The organism is Streptomyces sp. NRRL B-24484 (assembly GCF_000717715.1).
GTDB lineage: Bacteria > Actinomycetota > Actinomycetes > Streptomycetales > Streptomycetaceae > Kitasatospora.
Genome location: NZ_JOAI01000003.1, coordinates 50,729 through 70,112, shown reverse-complemented (window position 1 = coordinate 70,112; position 19,384 = coordinate 50,729). Strand labels below are relative to the sequence as shown.

General features: G+C 75.7%; 15 protein-coding genes. 8 read left to right on the top strand and 7 right to left on the bottom strand.

The features are described from left to right. Positions 1-69: 69 nt before the first annotated feature. Positions 70-1,419, bottom strand: coding sequence for a phenylacetate--CoA ligase PaaK (paaK, locus tag IE98_RS0103645; protein WP_030263906.1), 1,350 nt, complete (start codon positions 1,417-1,419; stop codon positions 70-72). Positions 1,420-1,791: 372 nt separating this feature from the next. On the opposite strand from paaK, the gene IE98_RS48870 reads away from it, so the two are divergent. The 6 genes from IE98_RS48870 (at position 1,792) to lysA (ending at position 8,405) form a co-directional block, all read left to right on the top strand. Beyond that, positions 1,792-2,967, top strand: a complete 1,176-nt coding sequence (locus tag IE98_RS48870; RefSeq protein ID WP_030263903.1) for a hypothetical protein — start codon at positions 1,792-1,794, stop codon at positions 2,965-2,967. A 62-nt stretch (positions 2,968-3,029) separates the two neighbouring features. After that, complete coding sequence (locus tag IE98_RS44185) at positions 3,030-5,831, top strand: serine/threonine-protein kinase (protein ID WP_052390071.1); 2,802 nt, start codon at positions 3,030-3,032, stop codon at positions 5,829-5,831. Positions 5,832-6,058: 227 nt separating this feature from the next. Continuing rightward, positions 6,059-6,241, top strand: coding sequence for a hypothetical protein (locus IE98_RS47680; RefSeq protein ID WP_030263898.1), 183 nt, complete (start codon positions 6,059-6,061; stop codon positions 6,239-6,241). 45 nt (positions 6,242-6,286) lie between these two features. Further along, positions 6,287-6,685, top strand: a complete 399-nt coding sequence (locus IE98_RS49985) for an SAV_915 family protein (RefSeq protein WP_078660748.1) — start codon at positions 6,287-6,289, stop codon at positions 6,683-6,685. Continuing rightward, on the top strand, positions 6,682-7,002 hold the full coding sequence (locus IE98_RS0103620; protein WP_030263892.1) for a hypothetical protein: 321 nt from the start codon (positions 6,682-6,684) through the stop codon (positions 7,000-7,002). Before IE98_RS49985 ends, IE98_RS0103620 begins: the two co-directional genes overlap by 4 nt. Then, on the top strand, positions 6,999-8,405 hold the full coding sequence (gene lysA, locus IE98_RS0103615) for a diaminopimelate decarboxylase (RefSeq protein WP_043173363.1): 1,407 nt from the start codon (positions 6,999-7,001) through the stop codon (positions 8,403-8,405). Before IE98_RS0103620 ends, lysA begins: the two co-directional genes overlap by 4 nt. An 84-nt stretch (positions 8,406-8,489) precedes the next feature. On the opposite strand, the gene IE98_RS0103610 is transcribed toward lysA, so the two are convergent. Next, positions 8,490-9,500, bottom strand: a complete 1,011-nt coding sequence (locus tag IE98_RS0103610) for a helix-turn-helix domain-containing protein (RefSeq protein WP_234443396.1) — start codon at positions 9,498-9,500, stop codon at positions 8,490-8,492. Between the two features lie 414 nt (positions 9,501-9,914). On the opposite strand from IE98_RS0103610, the gene IE98_RS0103605 reads away from it, so the two are divergent. Together IE98_RS0103605 and IE98_RS0103600 are read left to right on the top strand one after the other, a co-directional pair. Continuing rightward, positions 9,915-10,859 (top strand): esterase/lipase family protein, encoded by a 945-nt coding sequence (locus tag IE98_RS0103605; RefSeq protein ID WP_030263884.1) that lies wholly within the window; start codon positions 9,915-9,917, stop codon positions 10,857-10,859. A gap of 152 nt (positions 10,860-11,011) precedes the next feature. Then, complete coding sequence (locus tag IE98_RS0103600; protein ID WP_078660766.1) at positions 11,012-12,019, top strand: tellurite resistance/C4-dicarboxylate transporter family protein; 1,008 nt, start codon at positions 11,012-11,014, stop codon at positions 12,017-12,019. 63 nt (positions 12,020-12,082) lie between these two features. On the opposite strand, the gene IE98_RS0103595 is transcribed toward IE98_RS0103600, so the two are convergent. The 5 genes from IE98_RS0103595 to IE98_RS0103575 are packed head-to-tail and all read right to left on the bottom strand — an operon-like array spanning position 12,083 to position 19,289. Then, complete coding sequence (locus IE98_RS0103595; RefSeq protein WP_030263868.1) at positions 12,083-14,887, bottom strand: DUF5682 family protein; 2,805 nt, start codon at positions 14,885-14,887, stop codon at positions 12,083-12,085. Beyond that, entirely contained in the window at positions 14,884-15,996 is a 1,113-nt protein-coding gene (locus tag IE98_RS0103590; RefSeq protein WP_030263865.1) for an ATP-binding protein, read from the bottom strand. Before IE98_RS0103590 ends, IE98_RS0103595 begins: the two co-directional genes overlap by 4 nt. Before the next feature lie 46 nt (positions 15,997-16,042). Continuing rightward, positions 16,043-17,407: a VWA domain-containing protein gene (locus IE98_RS0103585; protein ID WP_030263862.1), complete on the bottom strand. Its 1,365-nt coding sequence runs from the start codon at positions 17,405-17,407 to the stop codon at positions 16,043-16,045. Beyond that, positions 17,404-18,825 (bottom strand): hypothetical protein, encoded by a 1,422-nt coding sequence (locus tag IE98_RS0103580; RefSeq protein ID WP_030263859.1) that lies wholly within the window; start codon positions 18,823-18,825, stop codon positions 17,404-17,406. Before IE98_RS0103580 ends, IE98_RS0103585 begins: the two co-directional genes overlap by 4 nt. Further along, the gene (locus IE98_RS0103575) at positions 18,792-19,289 is read right to left on the bottom strand and encodes a hypothetical protein (RefSeq protein ID WP_078660747.1); all 498 of its coding nucleotides are present in this window, start codon (positions 19,287-19,289) and stop codon (positions 18,792-18,794) included. Before IE98_RS0103575 ends, IE98_RS0103580 begins: the two co-directional genes overlap by 34 nt. Between the last annotated feature and the right edge of the window lie 95 nt (positions 19,290-19,384).

The following is a 19,384-nucleotide window of genomic DNA, read 5'->3' as shown; positions in this document are numbered from 1 at the left end:
GCGCCTCCGCCCCGGCCCGGCGGTGTGCCGGTCCGGGGCGGAGGGCGCCGAGTTCGCCGGGTGCGGGTGTCAGCGGTTGCGGGCGTCGACGACGCGGCGGAGCTTGCCGAGCGAACGCTCCAGGGTGTCCGGCGGCACGATCTCCACGGCGACGGTGACGCCGACACCGTCCTTGACGCCCGCGGCGATGGTGGCGGCCGCGGCCTCGCGCTGCTCGGGGGTGGCGTCCGGACGGCACTCCACCCGGACGGACATGTGGTCCATCCGGCCGCGCCGGGTCAGCTCCAGCTGGAAGTGCGGCGCCACGGCCGGGGTGCGCAGCACGATCTCCTCGATCTGGGTCGGGAAGACGTTGACCCCGCGCAGGATGATCATGTCGTCGGAGCGGCCGGTGACCTTCTCCATCCGGCGGAACGCCGGGCGCGCGGTGCCGGGCAGCAGCCGGGTCAGGTCGCGGGTGCGGTAGCGGACGATCGGCATCGCCTCCTTGGTGAGGGAGGTGAAGACCAGTTCGCCGCTCTCGCCGTCGGGCAGGTTCTCGTCCGAGAACGGGTCGACCACCTCGGGATAGAAGTGGTCCTCCCACACGTGCAGACCGTCCTTGGTCTCCACGCACTCGGCGGAGACGCCGGGGCCGATCACCTCGGACAGCCCGTAGATGTCGACCGCGTGCAGGTCGAGGCGTTCCTCGATCTCGCGCCGCATCTCCTCCGTCCACGGCTCTGCGCCGAAGATGCCGATCCGCAGCGAGGTGCTGCGCGGGTCGATGCCCTGCCGCTCGAACTCGTCGAGCAGGGTGAGCATGTACGAGGGGGTGACCATGATGATCTCGGGTTCGAAGTCCCGGATGATCTGCACCTGGCGGGCCGTCATGCCGCCGGACGCCGGGATCACCGTGCAGCCGGCCCGCTCGGCGCCGTAGTGCGCGCCGAGGCCGCCGGTGAACAAGCCGTAGCCGTAGGCGATGTGCACCTTGTGGCCCGGGCGGCCGCCGGCCGCGCGGATCGAGCGGGCGACCACGTCCGCCCAGACCGACAGGTCGTTCTCGGTGTAGCCGACCACGGTGGGGCGGCCGGTGGTGCCGCTGGAGGCGTGCACCCGCCGGACGTCCGCCATCGGCACGGCGAACATCCCGAACGGGTAGTTGTCCCGCAGGTCGGCCTTGGTGGTGAACGGGAAGCGCGCCAGGTCCGCCAGGGTGCGGCAGTCCTCGGGGCTGACGCCGGCGGTGTCGAAGGAGCGCCGGTAGAACTCGACGTTCGTGTACGCGTGCCGCAGCGTCTGCCGGAGGCGGCGGAGCTGGAGCCCGGCCAGCTCCCGTCGGTCGAGGAGCTCGCCGGAGTCCCGCAGGTCGGCGGGCAGCGGCTCGCCGAGGCGGTGCGCCCCGTTCCGGTGGTGCTCCGTGCCGCTGCCGCTCATCACGCCTCCAGCCGATGCCCACCGACCGTTCGGTCGGTGTCGGGAATCCCAGTAATCCAGCCGCGGACCCGCATGTCAAGGGCTGTCCGCAGCCCGGACGACAGCCCGGCAGTGGCCCCGACGGCCGCCCGGCAGCGGCCCCGACGGCCGCCCGACGGTGACCCCGACGGCCGCCCGGGCGGGAGGTCGTCGGGGTCTGCGGAACGCGTACCTCCGGTGTCCTCGCGTCCGGCCCGGTCGGGCTCCCGGGAGCCGGCCCTAGCACCCCGGCGGGTCCGCCCGCCCGAATTGCCGGAGAACGGCCTGCCGGGCCGCGGGAATCGCTAGCCTCTACTGCTGTACGGGGCGGGCCGGCTGCATGGGGTGACGGGCGTGGCGAGTGACCTGGCGGTCTTCCGCGGCATGGAGCGCCACCTGCGGGGCGCACCGGACCGGGCCGACTACCTGATCGACCTCTCCAACATCGTCCGCGAGACCGCCCTCGGCGGCCGCACCCGCCGCTCCCTGGAGCGCCTGCGGCTCGTCCTCGCGGCCCTCTGCCGCACCAGCGGCGACCCGGACGTCACCGTCCACGCGATCGCCGACAACAGCCTGTTCGACCGCCGGCACGACGGCGAGTTCCCCGACCCGGGCGAGGCCGGTCTGCTGCGCGAGTGGCGTGACACCGGCCTGATCGCCGCCATCGGCAAGGCCGACCCGGACCTCCTCGACCATGCGAAGGTCTTCGGCACCCCGGTCGTCAGCAGCGACAACTTCACCGGTCACCGCGGCGAGCACCCCTGGATCCAGGGCGACCGCGACCACTTCCTCAAGCCGGAGCGCCCCGGCGGCGGCGCCGTCCGGCTGGTCCGCCGGACCATGCGGATCGTCGCCGACCGGGAGATCTCCCGCGAGGGCGAACGCGACGACCTCAGGGCGCGCAACCTGATGGTCGGCGGCCGTCCGCGCGCGGACATCCTCGAACGCTCCTGGCGCTGCCCCCGGCAGGCGTGCAACCCGGCCCCGGCGATCCGCAGCGGCAAGGTCGTCTGCCGCGGCCACGGCACCCTGCTCGCCGACGCCGGCCCCCGGCGCCCCCGCCTCCAGCTCAAGATCCTCGTCGACGGGGAGTGCCAGGCCTGGGAGAACCTCGCCGAGGAGGAGGGCCGGGAATTCGCCCTCGGCCGCGGCCACCTCGCCCGGATCGACCCCGGCGTGCTCGCCGAGCGGCGCCGACTGGCCGTCAGCCGGTACCACCTGGTGATCGTCGCCCACCGCAGAACCCTGCGCGTCCTGGACACCAGCAAGGGCCGCAGCCGGATCCGCACGCTGCGGCCCGGCGGCGCCGCCTCGCCCTGGCGGCCGCTGCCGCACCGCGACGAGCTGCCCGCCGGGGCGGCCGGCCCCGGCCGGTACGGCACGTTCGGCCCGGAGGACGAGATCGAGCTGGTGCCCGGCATCGTCCTCCGCCGCAGCGGACAGCGCTGGCCGGGCGAACGCGCCGAGGGCGTCCGGGCCAGACCGCCCAGACGCTCGCGGCACGACGAGGAACTGACCCGGACGGACTGAGGACGGCGGACCGGCTCCGCGGGCCGGGGCGGGGTACGGGCGCGGCGGAGGGAGGGGGGCGAGTGGAGCACCTGCGGGAGGACGATCCCGAACTGATCGGTCCCTACCGGCTGTTCGCGCTGCTCGGCCGCGGCGGCTGGGGGAACGTCTACTTCGCCCGGACCGAGTACGGCCGCGCCGTCGCCCTCAAGACCGTCCGGCCCGACCGGCTCGCCGAGGCCCCGGAACGGTTCCGGACCCGGTTCGCCAGGGAGGTGCAGGCCGCCCGCGCGGTCGGTTCCGAGTACACCGCCGAGGTCGTCGACGCCGACACCCGCGCCCCCGAACCCTGGTTCGCCGCCCGCTACATCCCCGGCATCGACCTCGCCGACGCCCTCGAACGCCACGGTGCCCCACTGCCGCAGCGGACCTGGCGGGTGCTGGCCACCGGGCTCGCCGACGCCCTCCGCAGCATCCACGCCTCCGGCCTGGTGCACCGCGACCTCAAACTGGCCAACGTCCTGCTCGCCGGCACCGGCCCCGCCGTCATCGACTTCGGCATCGCCCGCCACCTCGCCCCGACCCACGGCGGCACGCTGACCGCCACCGGCGTCGCGCTGCGCACCACCACCTTCGCCTCGCCCGAGCAGCTCCGCGACGAACGCGTCGGCCCGGCCAGCGACATGTTCGCGCTCGGCCTCGTCCTCGCCTACACCGCCCTCGCCCGGCACCCCTTCGGGCCGGGTTCGGCCGCGCAGATCGGCGCGAACATCCTGCACGGCACCCCGCAGCTCGACGGCATGCCGCCGGCGCTGGAGCGGATCGTCCGGCCCTGCCTGGAGCCCCGGCCGCAGAACCGGCCGGACCCGGCGGAGTTCGCCCGGCTGCTCCCCGCGGACGGGCAGCAGCGGGGCCGGGAGTGGCTGCCGCCGGCGCTGCGGGTGGCCGTCGACGAACGGTCGGCGATCGCCCTCGACCTGGCCGAACCGATGCGCAGCGGACCGCCGTGGTCGGGGCGGTCGGGCCCGGTCACGCCGACGGCCCCGCCCGCGCCGACGGCCGACGGTCCGCCGGCGGCGGGTGCGCGGGCCCTGCGGGAGCGGAGCCTCGCCCCCGCGCCGTCCCGCGGACCGGGGGAGGAGTCGACCACCCTGCCGCCCACCGGCCAGGCGGCGGCAGCGAAGGCCCCGGTGCCCGCGCGCGCGGTGAAGCGGCCCGGGACGCCCGGGGCGAAGTTCCTGGCGGACGCCGAGGCCGGCGACACCGAGGCGATGCGGAGACTGGCCGCCTCCCTCAAACAGGCCGGCGACCTCGAAGGGGCGCTGGGCTGGTTCCGGCGGTCCGCCGCGGGCCGGAACCCCACCGGTGCCCGGGAGGCCGCCCTCCTCATCGAACAGCACCTGCCCCACCACCGGCCCAAGGTGATGGCCCTCTACCGCCAGGCCGCCGAGGCCGGCGACCTGCACGCCACGATGAGGCTCGGCGAACTGCTGGAGCAGGAGCCCGGCGGGCTGCCCGACGCACTGAAGTGGTTCGAACGGGCCGCCGCGCACAACCACGCCAAGGCGGCGGACGCCGTGCTGCGGGTGAGGGCCGCCGCCACCCGGACGGTGCTGTCGCCCGGGGAACAGGCGGTGCTGCGCCAGCACCGGGACGCCGCGCTGGACGGCGACGGCAACGCCATGCTGGCGCTGGGCACCTGGTACCACAAGGAGAAGCGGCTCCAGGACGCCCTGGTCTGGTACCGGCGCGCGGCCGAGGCCGACCACGCGCACGGCATGCTGCTGACCGCCCAGCTCCTCGGCAAGGACCCGCAGCGGCAGGGCGAGTCGGCTCACTGGTACGGCCTGGCCGCTGCGGCCGGCAACACCGAGGCGCTGCACGTCCTCGGCCGCCGCCTGCGGGAGGAGGGCCGGACGGCCGAGGCGCTCGACCACCTCCGGCGGGCCGGCGAGCGGGACCACCTCCCGTCGATGGTCGAGGCGGCCGCCCTGCTGGAGGAGTCCGGCCAACGGGTCCGGGCCGTCGAGTGGTACGAGCGGGCCGCCGCCAAGGGACACTCCGGAGCGGCCCGGCAGGCCGAACGCCTGCGAGCCGCCACCGCGCCCGCAGCGGGGAGTCCCGCCGGGAAGGCCACCGGGAAGTCCGCGCCGAAGACCACACCGCCGAAGGCCGCGGCCGCACAGCCGACCGCCGGGAAGAAGGCCGCGGCCGCACCGAAGACCGACGCCGCGCCCGGGGCCGCGCCGAAGGCGGCTGCCCCGCCGGCCGCGGACGTCCGGGCCGCCGCGCACGCCGAGGCCGCGGAGCACGAGCGGAACGGTCGGCTGGAGGACGCCGTCCACTGCTACACCCAGGCCGAGGCGCTGGGCGACAAGGAGGCCAAGCGCGAGATCGCCCGGCTCTGCCTGAAGCTGTGCGACCGGACCGACGACGTCGAGGAACGCCGGCGACTGCGCCGGCGTGCCGTCAAGCGGTACCGCGACCTGGCCGACGGCGGTGACCCCAGGGCGCTCCGGATGATGACCGAGCTCGACACCACCAACGGCGCGAAGTGGCAACGCCGGTCCGCCCTGGCGGGCAGCACCAAGGCGATGCGGGAGGTGGCGCGGTCCCATCTGGAGGCGGACGGCCCCGGCGACCTCCGCACCGCGCTGGACTGGCTCCGGCGGGCCGGCCAGGCCGGGAACACCGCCGCCATCGTGGACGGCGCCCGGGCCTGCGAGGCCCGCGGCGACGTCCGGGAGGCCATCGACTGGTACCGCTGGGCCGCCGAGAGCGGCAACGAGCAGGCCGCCCGGGAGGCCGACCGCCTGGAGACGAGCCACCTCGGGACGGCCCTCTGGCGCCGGCTGTCCGGCCGGCTCCGCCGCACCCTCGGCTGACGGGCGAGGCGCGGGGCCGGCTGGGGCCGGGGATGTGTTGCGGGTGCGGGGCTGTCCGTGCGGGGCGTGCTGCGGGTGCCGGGGCGTCAGGATCGCGTCAATGCGGGGCCGGTTCGCGTAGACCGTGCGTCAAGAAGCGGTGCCGTCGACGGGTGGAGGGAATCCACTGGTGGTGCGGGCCCGGACGACCGGTCGCCCGTACGGCCACCGGAAGGAAGCGCCCCGTCATGACGGACCACCTGCCCCTCACCGCCACCCCCGCGCCGGACCGCGGTCCCCGCCCGGCCGACGGGGCGGTCCCGCGCCCCCTGCCCCGCGCCACTGCCGCGGCCGACGAGAGGGAGGAGCGCGGCGCCGACCGCGCCCGCACCACCGGCACCTGCCGGACCGCGCTGCAGTACCTCGACTGACGGCACCTCACCGACCGTCCCGACCAGGCGACCCGAGGACACGCGATGACCACCGATCACACCGCGCCCGAAGAGCCCGACGACCCCGAAGAACCCGAAGAGCCCGAAGAATCCGGCCGGCCCGGGGCCCGGGCGCTCCGCTTCGTGCCCGTCCGGACCACCGGCCCGGTGCAGGTGCTCCGGTTGTTCCGGCTCCGCGACGGCAGCCGCTGCGCCGTCGCCTTCAGCACCGCCGCCGCCCTGCACGCCCTGCTCGGCCCCGACCATGAGGTGGCCGAGCTCACCGAGCCCACCCTGCGCGGACTCACCGCCCCGCTCGGTATCGACCGGCTCGTCCTCGACCCTGGACTGGTCGCACCCCGCGCCGGCGGCACCCGCCTCCCCGCGGTCGCCGCGCTCCCAAGTCTGTCCGGCGCCGAACGGCCGCTGGTACACCGGCGGTGACACCCCGTCCGCTGCGCGCCGTCGTCCGGCTCTGCCACGGCCCCGCGCCCCTCGACTTCGACCACCTGGCGGCGCGCTGCCCCGCCGTACGGCCCGGCCCGGCCCTTGCCGACGAGGCCGACCTCGAACTCCTCCTCGCCTGCACCGGGCCCGGTGAACTGCACGCCGTCGTCGCGGAGCTGCGCCGGGCCGGTGCCACCCGCATCCGGGTCGAGCCGGTGCTCCGCGCCGTCGCCCCGGCACCCGTCCCCGCCGCCCCGCCGTCCCCGCCGTCCCCGCTGTCCCCGCCCCTCCGAACCAGGAGCACCGCGCCATGACCACGCTCTCCGCCCACCCGCCCACCGGCCGTCCGCCCGCGGGTCACCGTCCGCCCGCGGACCCCCGGCCGGCCGCCGCCCCGGTCGGCCCCCGGCCGCTCGGCAGCCCCTGGCCCGAGTCCGCCCGCCCCGGACCCGACGGCGACCTGCTGATCGGCGGCGTCGGCCTCGCGGAGGCCGCCGACCGTTTCGGCACCCCGCTCTACGTCCTGGACGAGGCCGAAGTCCGACGGCGCGCCCGCGCATGGCGCCGTGCCCTCCCGCAGGCGCAGGTGCACTACGCCGCCAAGGCCTTCCTGTGCAGTGCCATGGCCGACTGGATCGCCGAGGAGGGCCTCGGGCTGGACGTCTGCTCGGCCGGCGAACTGCGACTCGCCGCCGCCGCGGGCTTCCCGGCGCAGCGCATCCTGCTGCACGGCAACGCCAAGAGCCCGGAGGAGCTGCGGCTCGCCCGGCGGCTGCGGGTCGGCCGGATCGTCGTCGACGGCCTCTCCGAGATCCCCCGGCTCGCCGCCCTGGCCGACGCGGACACCCCGCAGCGCGTCCTCGTCCGGGTGGTCCCCGGCATCGCCGCCGGGCACCATCGCGCCGTCCGGACTGGCACCGACGGGCAGAAGTTCGGCTTCCGGATCGCCGGCGGGGACGCCGAGGAGGCGGTCGCCCGCGTCCTCGGCCGACCCGGTCTCGACCTCGCCGGACTGCACTGCCACCTCGGCTCGCAGATCACCGGCACCGGGCCCTACCTCGCCGCCGTGGACCGGCTGGTCGCGCTGCTGGCGGTGGTCCGCGACCGCCACGGCCGCGAACTCCCCGAGCTCGACCTCGGCGGCGGGCACGGCATCCGCTACCTGCCCGGGGACGGCGAACTGGAGCCCGCCCGCTTCGCCCTCGCGGTCGGGCGCCGGCTCGCCGAGCGCTGCGCCGCGCACGGCCTCTCGGTGCCCCGGCTGATCGTCGAGCCCGGCCGGGCGATCGCCGGGCCGGCCGGGGTCGCCGTCTACCGCGTCCTGTCGGTGAAGCGCACCGCCGACGGCCGGTGCTACGCCGCCGTCGACGGCGGGATGAGCGACAACCCGCGCCCGGCGCTGTACGGCTCGGCCTACCAGGTCCGTCCGGTCGGCCGCAGCGCCACCGGGCCGGCCGTCCCGACCGTTCCGACGGACGTCGTCGGACGGCACTGCGAGGCCGGGGACGTCCTCGTCCGCGGCGCGGCCCTGCCGGCCGACCTGCGGGCGGGCGAGCTGCTGGCCGTCCCCGCCGCGGGCGCCTACCAGCTGTCGATGGCCTCCGGCTACAACCTGGTCGGCCGCCCCGCGGTGGCCGCCGTCCGGGACGGCCGGATCCGGCTGCTGATCCGCCGCGAGACCGTCGAGGACTTCCGCGCCCGCGAGGTCGGGCGGTAGGAGCCGGCTTCGAGCGCGCACGGATGCCGTGCCCCTGACGAGGTGCCCCTGACGAGGCGTCCTCGAAGAGGTGTCCCGTCGCGCTCAGGCCGGGTCGCACAGGGTCGAGCGCAGGGCGACCTCGAGTTCGAAGCGGGCGTCCGGGCTGCGGAGTGCGTCGCCGAACAGCTCCTGCACCCGGTGCAGCCGCTGGCGGGCGGTCTGCGGATGGATGCCGAGTCGGGCGGCCACCTCGGGCGCGCTGCCGTGGTCGGTCTGCAGCCGGGCCAGCAGGGTCTCCGCCAGCCGGCGGCTCTGCTTGGCCGTCAGACCGGCCAGCGGGGCCAGCCGCCGTTCGCCGATCAGCCGGACGAGCGGACGGTCGGCGAGCAGCAGCAGGTCCGCCAGCCGGTCCCGGCAGTCCACCGGTTCGGGCGGCGGGCCGGGCAGCCGCTCCCGCACGAGCCGTGCCCAGCGCAGCGACTCGGCGGCCTCGGCCAGCGGAACCGGCGGGCCGATCACCGCGCCGCGGCCGCGCAGCGCCTCCCGGACCTGGCCGTCGCGCAGGTACAGCTCCGGCTCCGGCACCAGCAGCCGGGGCTCCGGATGGTCCAGGTCGGCGAGGACGGGATCGGGCAGCCGCGGGGGCCGGGGCCGGGGCCGGTCGGCGGGCGGCGGGTCCAGCGCCACGCAGGCCACCCGTTCGGGCAGTGCCCAGTCGGCCGCCGCGGCGGCCAGCCGGACCTCCTCCGGTGCCGCACCGCCCAGCAGCGCCCCGAGCAGCTGGTGGCGGGAGCGGCCGAGCGCCCCGGCCCGGTCGGCACGCGCCTCCACGTAGCCCTGCACGCTCGCGGCGGCGATCTCGTCGATGTGCGCGAACACCGCCTCCGCGAGCGTCACCAGCGGTTCCGGGCCGAGGCCGCAGCGCCGGGCGACCCGTGCGTAGCGGCGCCAGGCCACCCGGGCGCCGAGCCGGTAGGCGGCCTGCAGCGCGTCCAGGCTGCGCCCCTCGGTGAGTTCGCCGCGGCCGAGCGAGCGGTACACCCGCAGCCGTTCCACGCCGAGGCCGCCGGCCCCCTCGATCCGGTCGGCGAACTCGGCGAGCGCCGTCTCCACGCCGTGCTGGATTCCGGCACCGAATTGCCCGGCGAGCGGTCGGGAGAATTCTGGAATGGCTGCCCTGATCTCCCGGATGATATCGACGGCGAGACTCTTCTCCGCGGCCCTGAGTTCTGTGGAGAAATTGCGTGGAAGGGCCTCTCTGTGGGCTGTCACAGGGGGAGTATGCGGGTGATGTTACCGGCGGGTCAGTAGGCTCGGCGCACCGTTGTGGCCTGCAGTGGAGAGCATCTGACGCAGAATCACTCGTCCGGATGACACTTTTTGGGAGGGGGTGGGAAGATTCCTGGCATCCGCCGAAGGATTTCCTTCGGCGGGCCGCCGTGTGTGTTGACGCACCATCGGGCCGCACTTAGCTTCGGGTCCCGTCCGGATGTCAGGGAATTCCGGCGGAATCGGAAGGTGTGCAATATGAGAGCGAAGCGTGCACGGTCGTTCGCGGTGACGGCCCTGGCGGCGGCCGGCCTGCTCGCAGCCGGCGGGCAGCCCTCCGCGGCGGCGGCCTCGTACCCCGTCGAGTACCACTTCGGCGCCGGCTTCGTGAAGGGCTTCTTCACCCCGGACCGGCCGCCCGCCGGCGCGAACGACTGGTCCTGCCGGCCCGGGGCCGACCACCCGGCCCCGGTCGTGCTGGTGCACGGCACGTTCGAGAACATGAACGACAACTGGGGCGGCGCGGCGCCGCTGCTGGCGAACGCCGGGTACTGCGTCTACGCCTTCGGCTACGGCGGCGCGGCCGGGTCGCCCGTCCAGGGCACCGGCCCGATCGAGGACTCCGCGCAGCAGCTCGCGGCCTTCGTCGACCGCGTGCTGGCCGGCACCGGCGCGCCCGAGGCGGACCTCGTCGGGCACTCCCAGGGCGGCGGCCTGATGGCCCGCTACTACCTGAAGAACCTCGGCGGCGCCGCCAAGGTCGGCAAGCTGGTCGGCCTCGCGCCCAACAACAGCGGCACCACCCTGGACGGCATCACCGAGTTCGGCCGGCAGCTGCACATCCTGGAGCCCGCGAACGAGCTGCTCGACGACGCCTGCGCGGCCTGCGTCGAGCAGGAGGTCGGCTCCCCGTTCCTGGCCGCCCTCGACGCCGGCGGCCAGACCGTCCCCGGCGTCGACTACACGGTGATCGCCACCCGCTTCGACGAGGTCGTCACCCCGTACACCAACACCTTCCTGCCGGCCGGACCGCACGTCACCAACCTCACCGTGCAGGACCAGTGCCCGCTGGACGCCACCGACCACCTGGAGATCGGCTACGACCCGATCGCCCTCACCGACGTCCTCAACGCCCTGGACCCGGCGCACCCGCGGCCGATCCCCTGCCAGGTGGTGCTGCCGGTCACCGGCCCGCTGCTCTGACCCCGGCGGCCCCGCCGGGCCGCCGATCCGACCCCGCCCGGTGCGGCGCCTCTCCCGCCGCACCGGGCGGACCACCGCGGCTGCACCCGGGCGAGTGGCCCACCGGCGTGGCCCGCTGGCAGCACCGGCCACGCTGCGCTGCGATGGGCGGCATGGAGCTCCCCACCCCGAACCGGGCCGGCCCCGCCCCGAACCGTCCCGGCGACCGGCCGGCCGCGCACTGGTGGACGAAGGTGCCGCCCGCCGCAGGCTCCGCGGTGATGGCCACCGGCATCGTCTCCGTGGGCCTGGACCTGGTCGGCCGCGAGACCTCCTCGCAGGTCCTGCTGGCGCTCGCCTCCGCCGGCTGGCTGCTGCTCGCCCTCGCCTTCGCCCTCACCCTGCTGCGGGACCGCGACCGCTGGGCCGCCAACGCCACCACCCCGCCCGCCCTCACCGCCGTCGCCGCCACCACGGTGGTCGGCACCCGCTTCGCGCTCGCCGGCTGGCACGGCACCGCTGGCGTGCTGCTGGCGATCGCCGCGGCCGCCTGGCCGCCACTGCTGATCTCCGTGCTGCGGCACTGGAAGCACCACCTGCCCGGCGTCGCCTTCCTGGTCTGCGTCGCCACCGAGGGGCTCGCCGTGCTCGCGGGCACCCTCGCCCCGGCCGGCAGCGGCGACTGGCTCGCCCCGGCCGCGCTGGCCGCCTTCGCGCTCGGCCTGGTGCTGTACGTCGCCGCGCTGCTCCGCTTCGACCCCCGCCAGATCCTGACGGGCGCCGGAGACCAGTGGATCTCCGCGGGAGCCCTCGCCATCTGCGCCCTGGCCGGCTCCAAGCTCACCGCCTGGCCCGAGTGGACGGGCGCCGGGCACACCGTGCTGCGCGACGCCACCCTCGTCCTGCTCACCCTCGACCTGGCCGGCTACCTCGTGCTGCTCGCCGCCGAGATCCGCCACCCCCGGCCGCGGTACAACATCCGCCGCTGGGCCACCGTCTTCCCGCTCGGCATGAGCGCCGTCGCGACCCTCTCCACCGGCACCGCCGCCCACCTCCCCTGGCTGAACGGCCTCGGCCACCCGCTGCTCTGGATCGCCGTCGCCGCCTGGCTGATCACCGCGGCCGCCCTCTGCCTCGACCTCGCCCGCGCCCGGCGGACGGCCGCCTCCGGCGGCACCTGAGCGGCGCACGACGGACGGCGGCCGCACCCGGTGGGGGGTGCGGCCGCCGTCCGTCCGGGCGGGTCAGCGGGTCGCCAGCAGCGCCTCCAGGGCCCCGGCCGCGTCCGGGTGGCGGCCGACCAGCGCTGCGCCCGCCGGCCCGGAGTCCGGTGACGCCCAGCCGCCCTCGCAGCCCAGCAGCGCGGCCAGCGCGTCGCAGGACGCGGGGTGGGCCGCAAGCAGGGCCGCGCCGCCCCCGCCCCCGGCCGGGCGCAGCGCCGCCGGGTCCGGCTGCGGGGCGCGCCACGGCGGCACCCAGGCGTCCAGCGCGGCGAGCCGCCCCGGGAAGATCCGCCCGGCCTCGCGGATCAGCAGCGGCGCCAGCTCGGCGCCGCCCGCCCGCAGACCGGTGATCAGCGCAGGCAGCCAGGGCAGCAGCACCGCGTCCGGCAGCTGCCCGAACGCCCGCGACACCGCCTCGACCACGAAGTCGGTCAGGCCCGGCACCGGCTCCAGCGCCTGCACGAAGCCGCTCAGGTAGCGCGGATACGCCGGCAGCGCGAGCGGGTTCGCCAGCAGGTCGGCGCAGCGCGAGCGCAGCTCCGCCCGGGAGAGGCGGCCGAGCTGCACCTGGGCGGCCCACAGCAGCGCCACCCGGGACGGCTCCTCCGGGTGCGACTGGGCCACCGCCAGCTCCAGCTGCGTCCGGTCGCAGCCCAGCGACAGCGCCAGGCCCTCCATGCCGAACAGGAAGCCCAGCATCGCGGCGACCTGGCGGACGGTCGCGTCCTCGTCGGTGAACGCCGTCGGCAGCAGGGTGCAGTAGTGCGCGTAGCCCGTCCTGACGAAGGACTCGATCCATCCGGGCAGCGAGGGTTCGCTCGTCCGGTAGTACGCCAGCAGCCGGCGGACCCGGCGCAGCACCTCCGGCGCGCCGTCCACGCTGCGCTCGGTGGCCAGCACCTCCAGGGCGTGCCGGCCGAGTTCGTCGGCGAGCCGGCGGCTGCCCAGGTAGAGGGTGGCGTCCTCGACGGCCGCCAGCACGTCCGCGGTGGTGGCCTGCGGGCCGTAGGCCTTGCGCCGCAGCCGCTGCTCCAGCACCTGTTCGAGGCTGACGCCCTCGTAGCCGAGCTCGATCAGGGCCCGCTGGTGGGTGCCGAGGGCCAGGTCCCAGGACTCCTGGACGGACCGCTCGCCGAGCCGCCGCTCGCCCATGATCGGCCGGGCGGCGCCCTGCGGCAGCAGGTACCGCAGCCGCCACAGCACGTCCGAGCAGGCGTCCAGCTCCGGCCGGGCGGCGATGTCCAGCAACGCCCGCTGCACCCCGCGCTGCTCCAGCCGCAGGCCGAGCGGGGCGAGCCGGTCGTGCACGTCGCGGGCGAGCGGCGGCAGCGCGTCGTAGCCGACCTGGCCGATCCGGTCGCCGCCCATCATGATCTCGACCAGCCGGCCGACGTCGCGCCGGCCCGGCACCGAGTCCTTCTCGATGCAGGTGACGGCCGCGTCCTGGAAGTCGTACGGCGTCGGCCGCGCCCGGTCGCGCATCCCGGCCAGCAGCACCGAGGTCTGGAAGACCGCGATGGCGTCGGCGGTCGAGGCCAGGTAGCCGTTGCGTCGGGCGGCGCGCACGATGTCGACGGACCAGCCGAGCAGTTCGGCCTCGTCCAGGGTGTCGAGCACCGGCGGTCGCTGCAGGAAGCCCGACAGCCGGTCGGACGGCGCGGGGGCGGCCGCGGGCACCGGTGCGGCGGCGGCCCTGCCGGTGCCCTTCGAGCCGCCGGCCTGGCCCGCGAGGCGGTACGGCCGGACCTCGGTGCGCTTGAGGTTCTTCGCCCACACCGCGGCGGCGATCGACACCGAGCCGGCGGCCAAGCCGAACTGGGCCTCGATCGCGGCGTGGCTGGACGGGATCAGCCCGTGCTGCCAGCGGGTCGCCGAGCGCGGCGCGATCGCGAAGCCGTCGCTGCCGTCGACGCCGAACTCGGCGACCCGGCTGGCGGCGTGGAAGGCGCCGCAGACGTACAGGCAGTCGGCCGGGTCGGTGCCGGTGGCGGCCAGGTGCTCGCGCATCCTCGTCCACATGTACCGCTCGCGGTCCTCGTCGACCGCCACCCGGTGCGGGTCGCCGGGCGCCAGCCGCCGGAACAGGCTGCCGATCAGCAGCATGACCTGGCGGTAGGTGTCGTGGTCGCTGTCGCCGAGCGGCACCTCCACGTACTGGTGCCACCACTCGGACCAGTGCCGGACCTTGCCGTGCCGGAGCAGGTGCTCCTCCAGCTCGGCGAAGCGCGGCCGGAGGTCGCCGATCTCCACGCCGACCGCGTCGCCGTGCAGCGCGGCCTCCCCGTCGGCGGCGGCCGCCTCCGGCTCGGCACCGGCGTCGGCCGGCGCGTCCGGCGCGGCGTCGCGCGGCTGCCACTGGAAGACGTGGTCCGAGGAGCGGTCGACCAGGACGAGCTCGACCCCGGGCGTGTCCAGCGCGTACGCGATCGCCTGGTACTCGGCGGAGGCCTCGGTGATCGGCGCGACCACCGAGAGTGGCGCCCAGTCGGCGGGGAAGCCGTCGACCTCGGTCGCGAACGCCTGGACGGCCACCGGGAGGCGGCAGTTGCGCAGTTCGGTCAGGAGCGGCGCCATGTCCTCGCACAGCTCCAGGTACACCACCCTGGGCTGCTTCTCGCGCAGCCGGCGCGCCATCGCGACCGCGGAGGCCGGCGAGTGGTGGCAGACCGGGAAGATCTCCAGCGGCTCGCGCGCCGCCCGGTCGACGTCGTCGACGATGCCGAGCAGGATGCCCTCCAGGGCGTCCGGCCCGTCGGCGAACGCCGCCGCCGCCTCCTGGAGTCGGGACCGCAGCGGGTCGAAGGGGCCCGCGGGTGCGGCCCTCACGACAGGGTGGCGATCGCGTCGCGGCCGCCCTCCAGGAACTCCGGCCACTCGCCGCCCTGCTCCTTACCGCGCGGCTCGACCACGCCGTGCAGGTACTTGTTGAGGATGGCGAGGTCCTCCGGCTCGCGGCGGGCCAGCGAACCGACCAGCGAGGAGGCGAGGGTGCGGGCGGTCAGCGTCCGCTCGCCGAAGAAGTTGCCGTGCAGCACGGCGTCCTCCAGCACGCCGATCTGCTCGGCCGTCGAGAGCGCCGACTCCAGCTTCTCGTCGTCGCTGCCGGCCGCGGCGGCCGAGGCGCGCAGGTCGGCGAAGGACTGCAGCAGCACGTCCAGCAGGGTGGGCGGCACCTCCAGCTCGATGGAGTGGCGGCGCAGCAGCTCCTCGGTGCGGAAGCGGACGATCTCCGCCTCGCTCCGCTTGTTGGTGACCACCGGGATGCGCACGAAGTTGAACCGCCGCTTCAGCGCCGAGGAGAGGTCGTTGACGCCCCGGTCGCGGCTGTTGGCGGTCGCGATGACGGAGAAGCCCGGCTTGGCGAACACGATGCCGTCGCTGTCGAGTTCGGGCACCGAGATGTACTTCTCGGAGAGGATCGAGATCAGCGCGTCCTGCACGTCGCTGGTGGCGCGGGTCAGCTCCTCGAAGCGGCCGATCGCGCCGGTCTCCATCGCCGTCATGATCGGCGAGGGGATCATCGACTCCCGGGACTGCCCCTTGGCGATCACCATGGAGACGTTCCAGGAGTACTTGATGTGGTCCTCGGTGGTGCCGGCGGTGCCCTGGACGACCAGGGTCGAGTCGCGGCAGACCGCCGCGGCGAGCAGCTCGGCCAGCCAGCTCTTGCCGGTGCCGGGGTCGCCGATCAGCAGCAGGCCGCGGTCGGAGGCCAGGGTGACGATCGCGCGTTCGACGATGCTGCGGTCACCGAACCACTTCTGCGCGACCTCGCGGTCGAGGCCGTCGGAGCGCTCGGAGCCGAGCACGAACAGCCGCACCATCTTCGGCGAGAGCCGCCAGCTGAACGGCTTCGGGTTGTCGTCGACCGACTCCAGCCAGGCCAGCTCCTCGGCGTACTTGAGCTCGGCGGGGGCGCGCAACAGGTCGGACATGTCAGGGCCTTTCGGGAAGGGATCGAGGGGGTGCCGGCCCGCGGGCCTAGGCGAGGAAGTTCTTGAGCTCGTGGACGAGCTTGCCGATGTGGCCGGAGATCACCGGCGTGCCGAGCGCCTTGAAGCGCTCCCGGAACCAGGGGTTGACCTCCTGGCGGCCGGAGCTGGTCACCGAGCCGACCGGGATGAACCTCACCCCGGAGCGGTGCACCGCCTCGATGGCCTCGAACAGCGGCTGGGAGCGGTCGAACTCGTAGAAGTCCGAGATCCACACCATCACGGTGTCGGCGGGGTCGGTGATCTTCGGGCGGGCCATCGCCATCGCGACCGGGCCGTCGTTGCCGCCGCCGAGGTTGGTCCGCAGCAGCATCTCGAACGGGTCGCCCACCCAGGGGGTCAGGTCGATCGCCCGGGTGTCGTACGCGACGAGGTGCACGTCGACCTTGGGCAGGCCGGCGAAGATCGACGCCAGGATGGTGCAGTTGACCATCGAGTCGACCATCGAACCGGACTGGTCGACCACCACGATCAGCCGCTGCGGCGTGGTCTTCCGGGTGGTGTGCCGGTAGTAGAGGCGGTCGACGTAGAGCCGCTCCTCCTCCGGGCTCCAGTTGGTGAGGTTCTTCCAGATCGTGCGGTCGAGGTCCAGGTTGCGGAAGACCCGCTTCGGCGGCACCGAACGGTCCGGCCGGCCGGTGGAGGCCTTGGCGACCTGGGTGCGCAGCACCTCGGCGACCTCGTCGACGAAGCGGCGGATCAGCGCCTTGGCGTTGGCCAGCGCGACGCCGGAGAGGTTGTGCTTGTCGCGCAGCAGCTGCTCGATCAGCGACATGCTCGGCGTCAGCTGCGCGGCGAGCTTCGGATCGGCGAGCACCTCGCGCAGCTGCATCCGCTTCACCAGGCCGGCCTCGACCGAGCCCAGTTCGGGCCCGAGGCCCTGGACGCCGCCGGGCGCCTGCCCTCGGCCCGCGCGCAGCTCGCCGGGCCGGCAGCCGAGGGCGCGCTCCAGCCAGCCCGCGTCGGACTGCCAGCGGGCGAGCTGCCCGGCGGTGACCGTGCCGCTGCCGGTGGCGAAGACGTTCAGCAGTACCTTCGACGCCAGCGCGGCGCGCCGCACCTCGGCGGCGCCGTCCCGCCCGCCGCCGTCCTCGCCCGGCAGCATCAGGCCGTCGATCTCGGCGGCCAGCTCCGGGTGGCGCTGGACGACGGAGCCGACGGAGGTCTGCGGGTCGAGCAGGGCGGCCGGCAGGCCGATGTCCTCGACGACGGAGAGGCTCGCCGACTCCAGGGCGTGCTGCTCCTCCGGGTCGAACAGGCGGGCCAGCAGCCGCCAGTAGAGCACCTGGCGGCGGTTCTCGTCGGCGTCCGGGACGGGTTCGGTGGTCACCGGTCCGGTGGTCGGCTCGGTCATTTCCGCAGCAGCCTTCCCGCGCGCTCGCGCAGCACCGCGACGGCGTCGGTGGCGGCCTTCTCCGCCTTGACGCCCAGCTTGTCGGTGGTGCCGCCGGCCCAGGCCCCGGCGTGCAGGGCGACGGCCTTCCTCCGGACGGTCGTCTCCACCGCGAGCGGCTGCAGCAGGTACCGGCCGGCGTCCCAGCGGAGCAGGCCGATGCAGGCGGCGGAGGCCGCGACGGCCTCCGGGGTGAGCGGGCCGGCCGCCGGGATCCGGTCGGTGTCGACGGCGAGCGGCTGCCCGGCGAGGTCGAACACGGTGCCCTCCTCGTCCTGCCGGACGGTGTAGCCCTCCAGCAGCACCGGGACCGCGACGGCCGCCGGGTGCCGGTCGACCGGTGCGGTGGCGGCGGCCTCGGCCGTCGCCAGCACGACGCGGGCGGTGCCGAAGGCGTCGGCCGGGTCGCCCGGGCGGGCGTGCCCGTCGCTCCAGAGCAGGTCGCCCCCGGCGGTGACCGGCATGTCGGTCAGCTCCATCGAGCGGCCCTCGCCGACCGCGGCGAGCAGCGTCGTGTGCGGGCGTAGCAGCTGCCAGACGCCCGTCCCGACGACCGTGTCCGGCTTGGGCGCCGAGACGGAGGCGCGCACCAGCCGCGGCGGGCCGCCGTCGGCGGGTTCCAGCACGGCGTGCACCTGGGCCTGGACGGCCGTCGCGTGCTCCTGCAGGTCGATGCCGAGCGGCAGCAGACGGCCCGTCACGGCCTCGGCGGGCGGCGCGGCGGACGCGCCCGGCACGGTGAGCACCAGCGCCCGCGACCACAGGTCGGCCCAGCGGCGCAGCGGCACCCGCTCCAGGGTGGCGCCCGGGCAGGAGGCGGCGAGTTCGGCGGCGAAGCCGTCCAGCAGGGTGGCCAGGCGGCGCAGCCCCGGGTCGGGCAGCATCGCGCTGACCACCGGGGCGGCCCCCGCGACGAGGTCGTGGTCGATGCCCTGCCAGCCGGCCCGGGCGAGGTCGGCGAGCCAGGCGCGGGCGGCGGCGAGCAGGTTCGCGGCCTGCGGGGCGCCGGGTGCGGCGCTCGGGGCGGCGGTGCGGCTGCGGCCGGTCGCGGCGTCGATCCGGGCGGTGAGCGCGTCGTGGACGGAGCCGAGCAGGGCGCAGCGGGCCGCGGCCAGCGCGGTGAGGTGGTCCTCGTCCCCGATGCCGGCAGCGGTCTTCTCGGCTGCCTCGGCGACCGGGGCGGCGAGCGGCGAGCCGGCGACGGCCGCGGCCAGGGCGAGCAGCCCGGCGGCCTGGGCGGGCTGCGGCCGCAGCACGCCGGAGGCGAGGACGCGGTCGAAGCCGTCGACGGCGGCGAGCGCCTCGTCGAGGCCGTCGACCGGGTCGGCGAGCAGGTCGGCGCGCATCAGGCCACCGCCGCCCGGGTCGGCGGGAACCACTGCATCTCGGGCAGCGGCGCGGTGGTCGGCGCGAGTTCCAGGTACGCCAGGTGGCGCAGGAAGCGGCTGAACACCTGGGCGGCGGCCGCCCGGTCCGCGGTCGGCGGCAGGGTGGCGCGCATCGCCCCGGCGATCGCCGCCGCGTCGTCGGCGGCCTCGACCCGCAGGTAGCGGGCGACCCGCTCGGCGCCGTACTGCAGCACCGCCTCGGTGATCAGCGCGCCGATGTGGTTGCAGAACGAGCCGCGGGCGCCGCCGCACGGCCGGTTGTTGTTGGTGCTGCAGGCGAACGCGAAGTCGCCCGCCGCGACGGACGAGACGTAGACCCGCTCGATGTCGGAGCCGCTGGACACCACGCCCTGCAGCCGGCCGTCGGCCAGTTCGACGAACGGGACCTTGGCGAGCTTGCGCGGCCGCGCGGGCGGCACCACGCGCGCCGTGCTCGACCCCTCCCAGGCAGACAATGCACCTTCTCCTTGCGTCCGGGGTGTGCCGCGCCGGATCGGCGGGACGCTGAGAAAGGTAGTGGTGATCACTGACAGCCCCCGGTGCGCCGGCC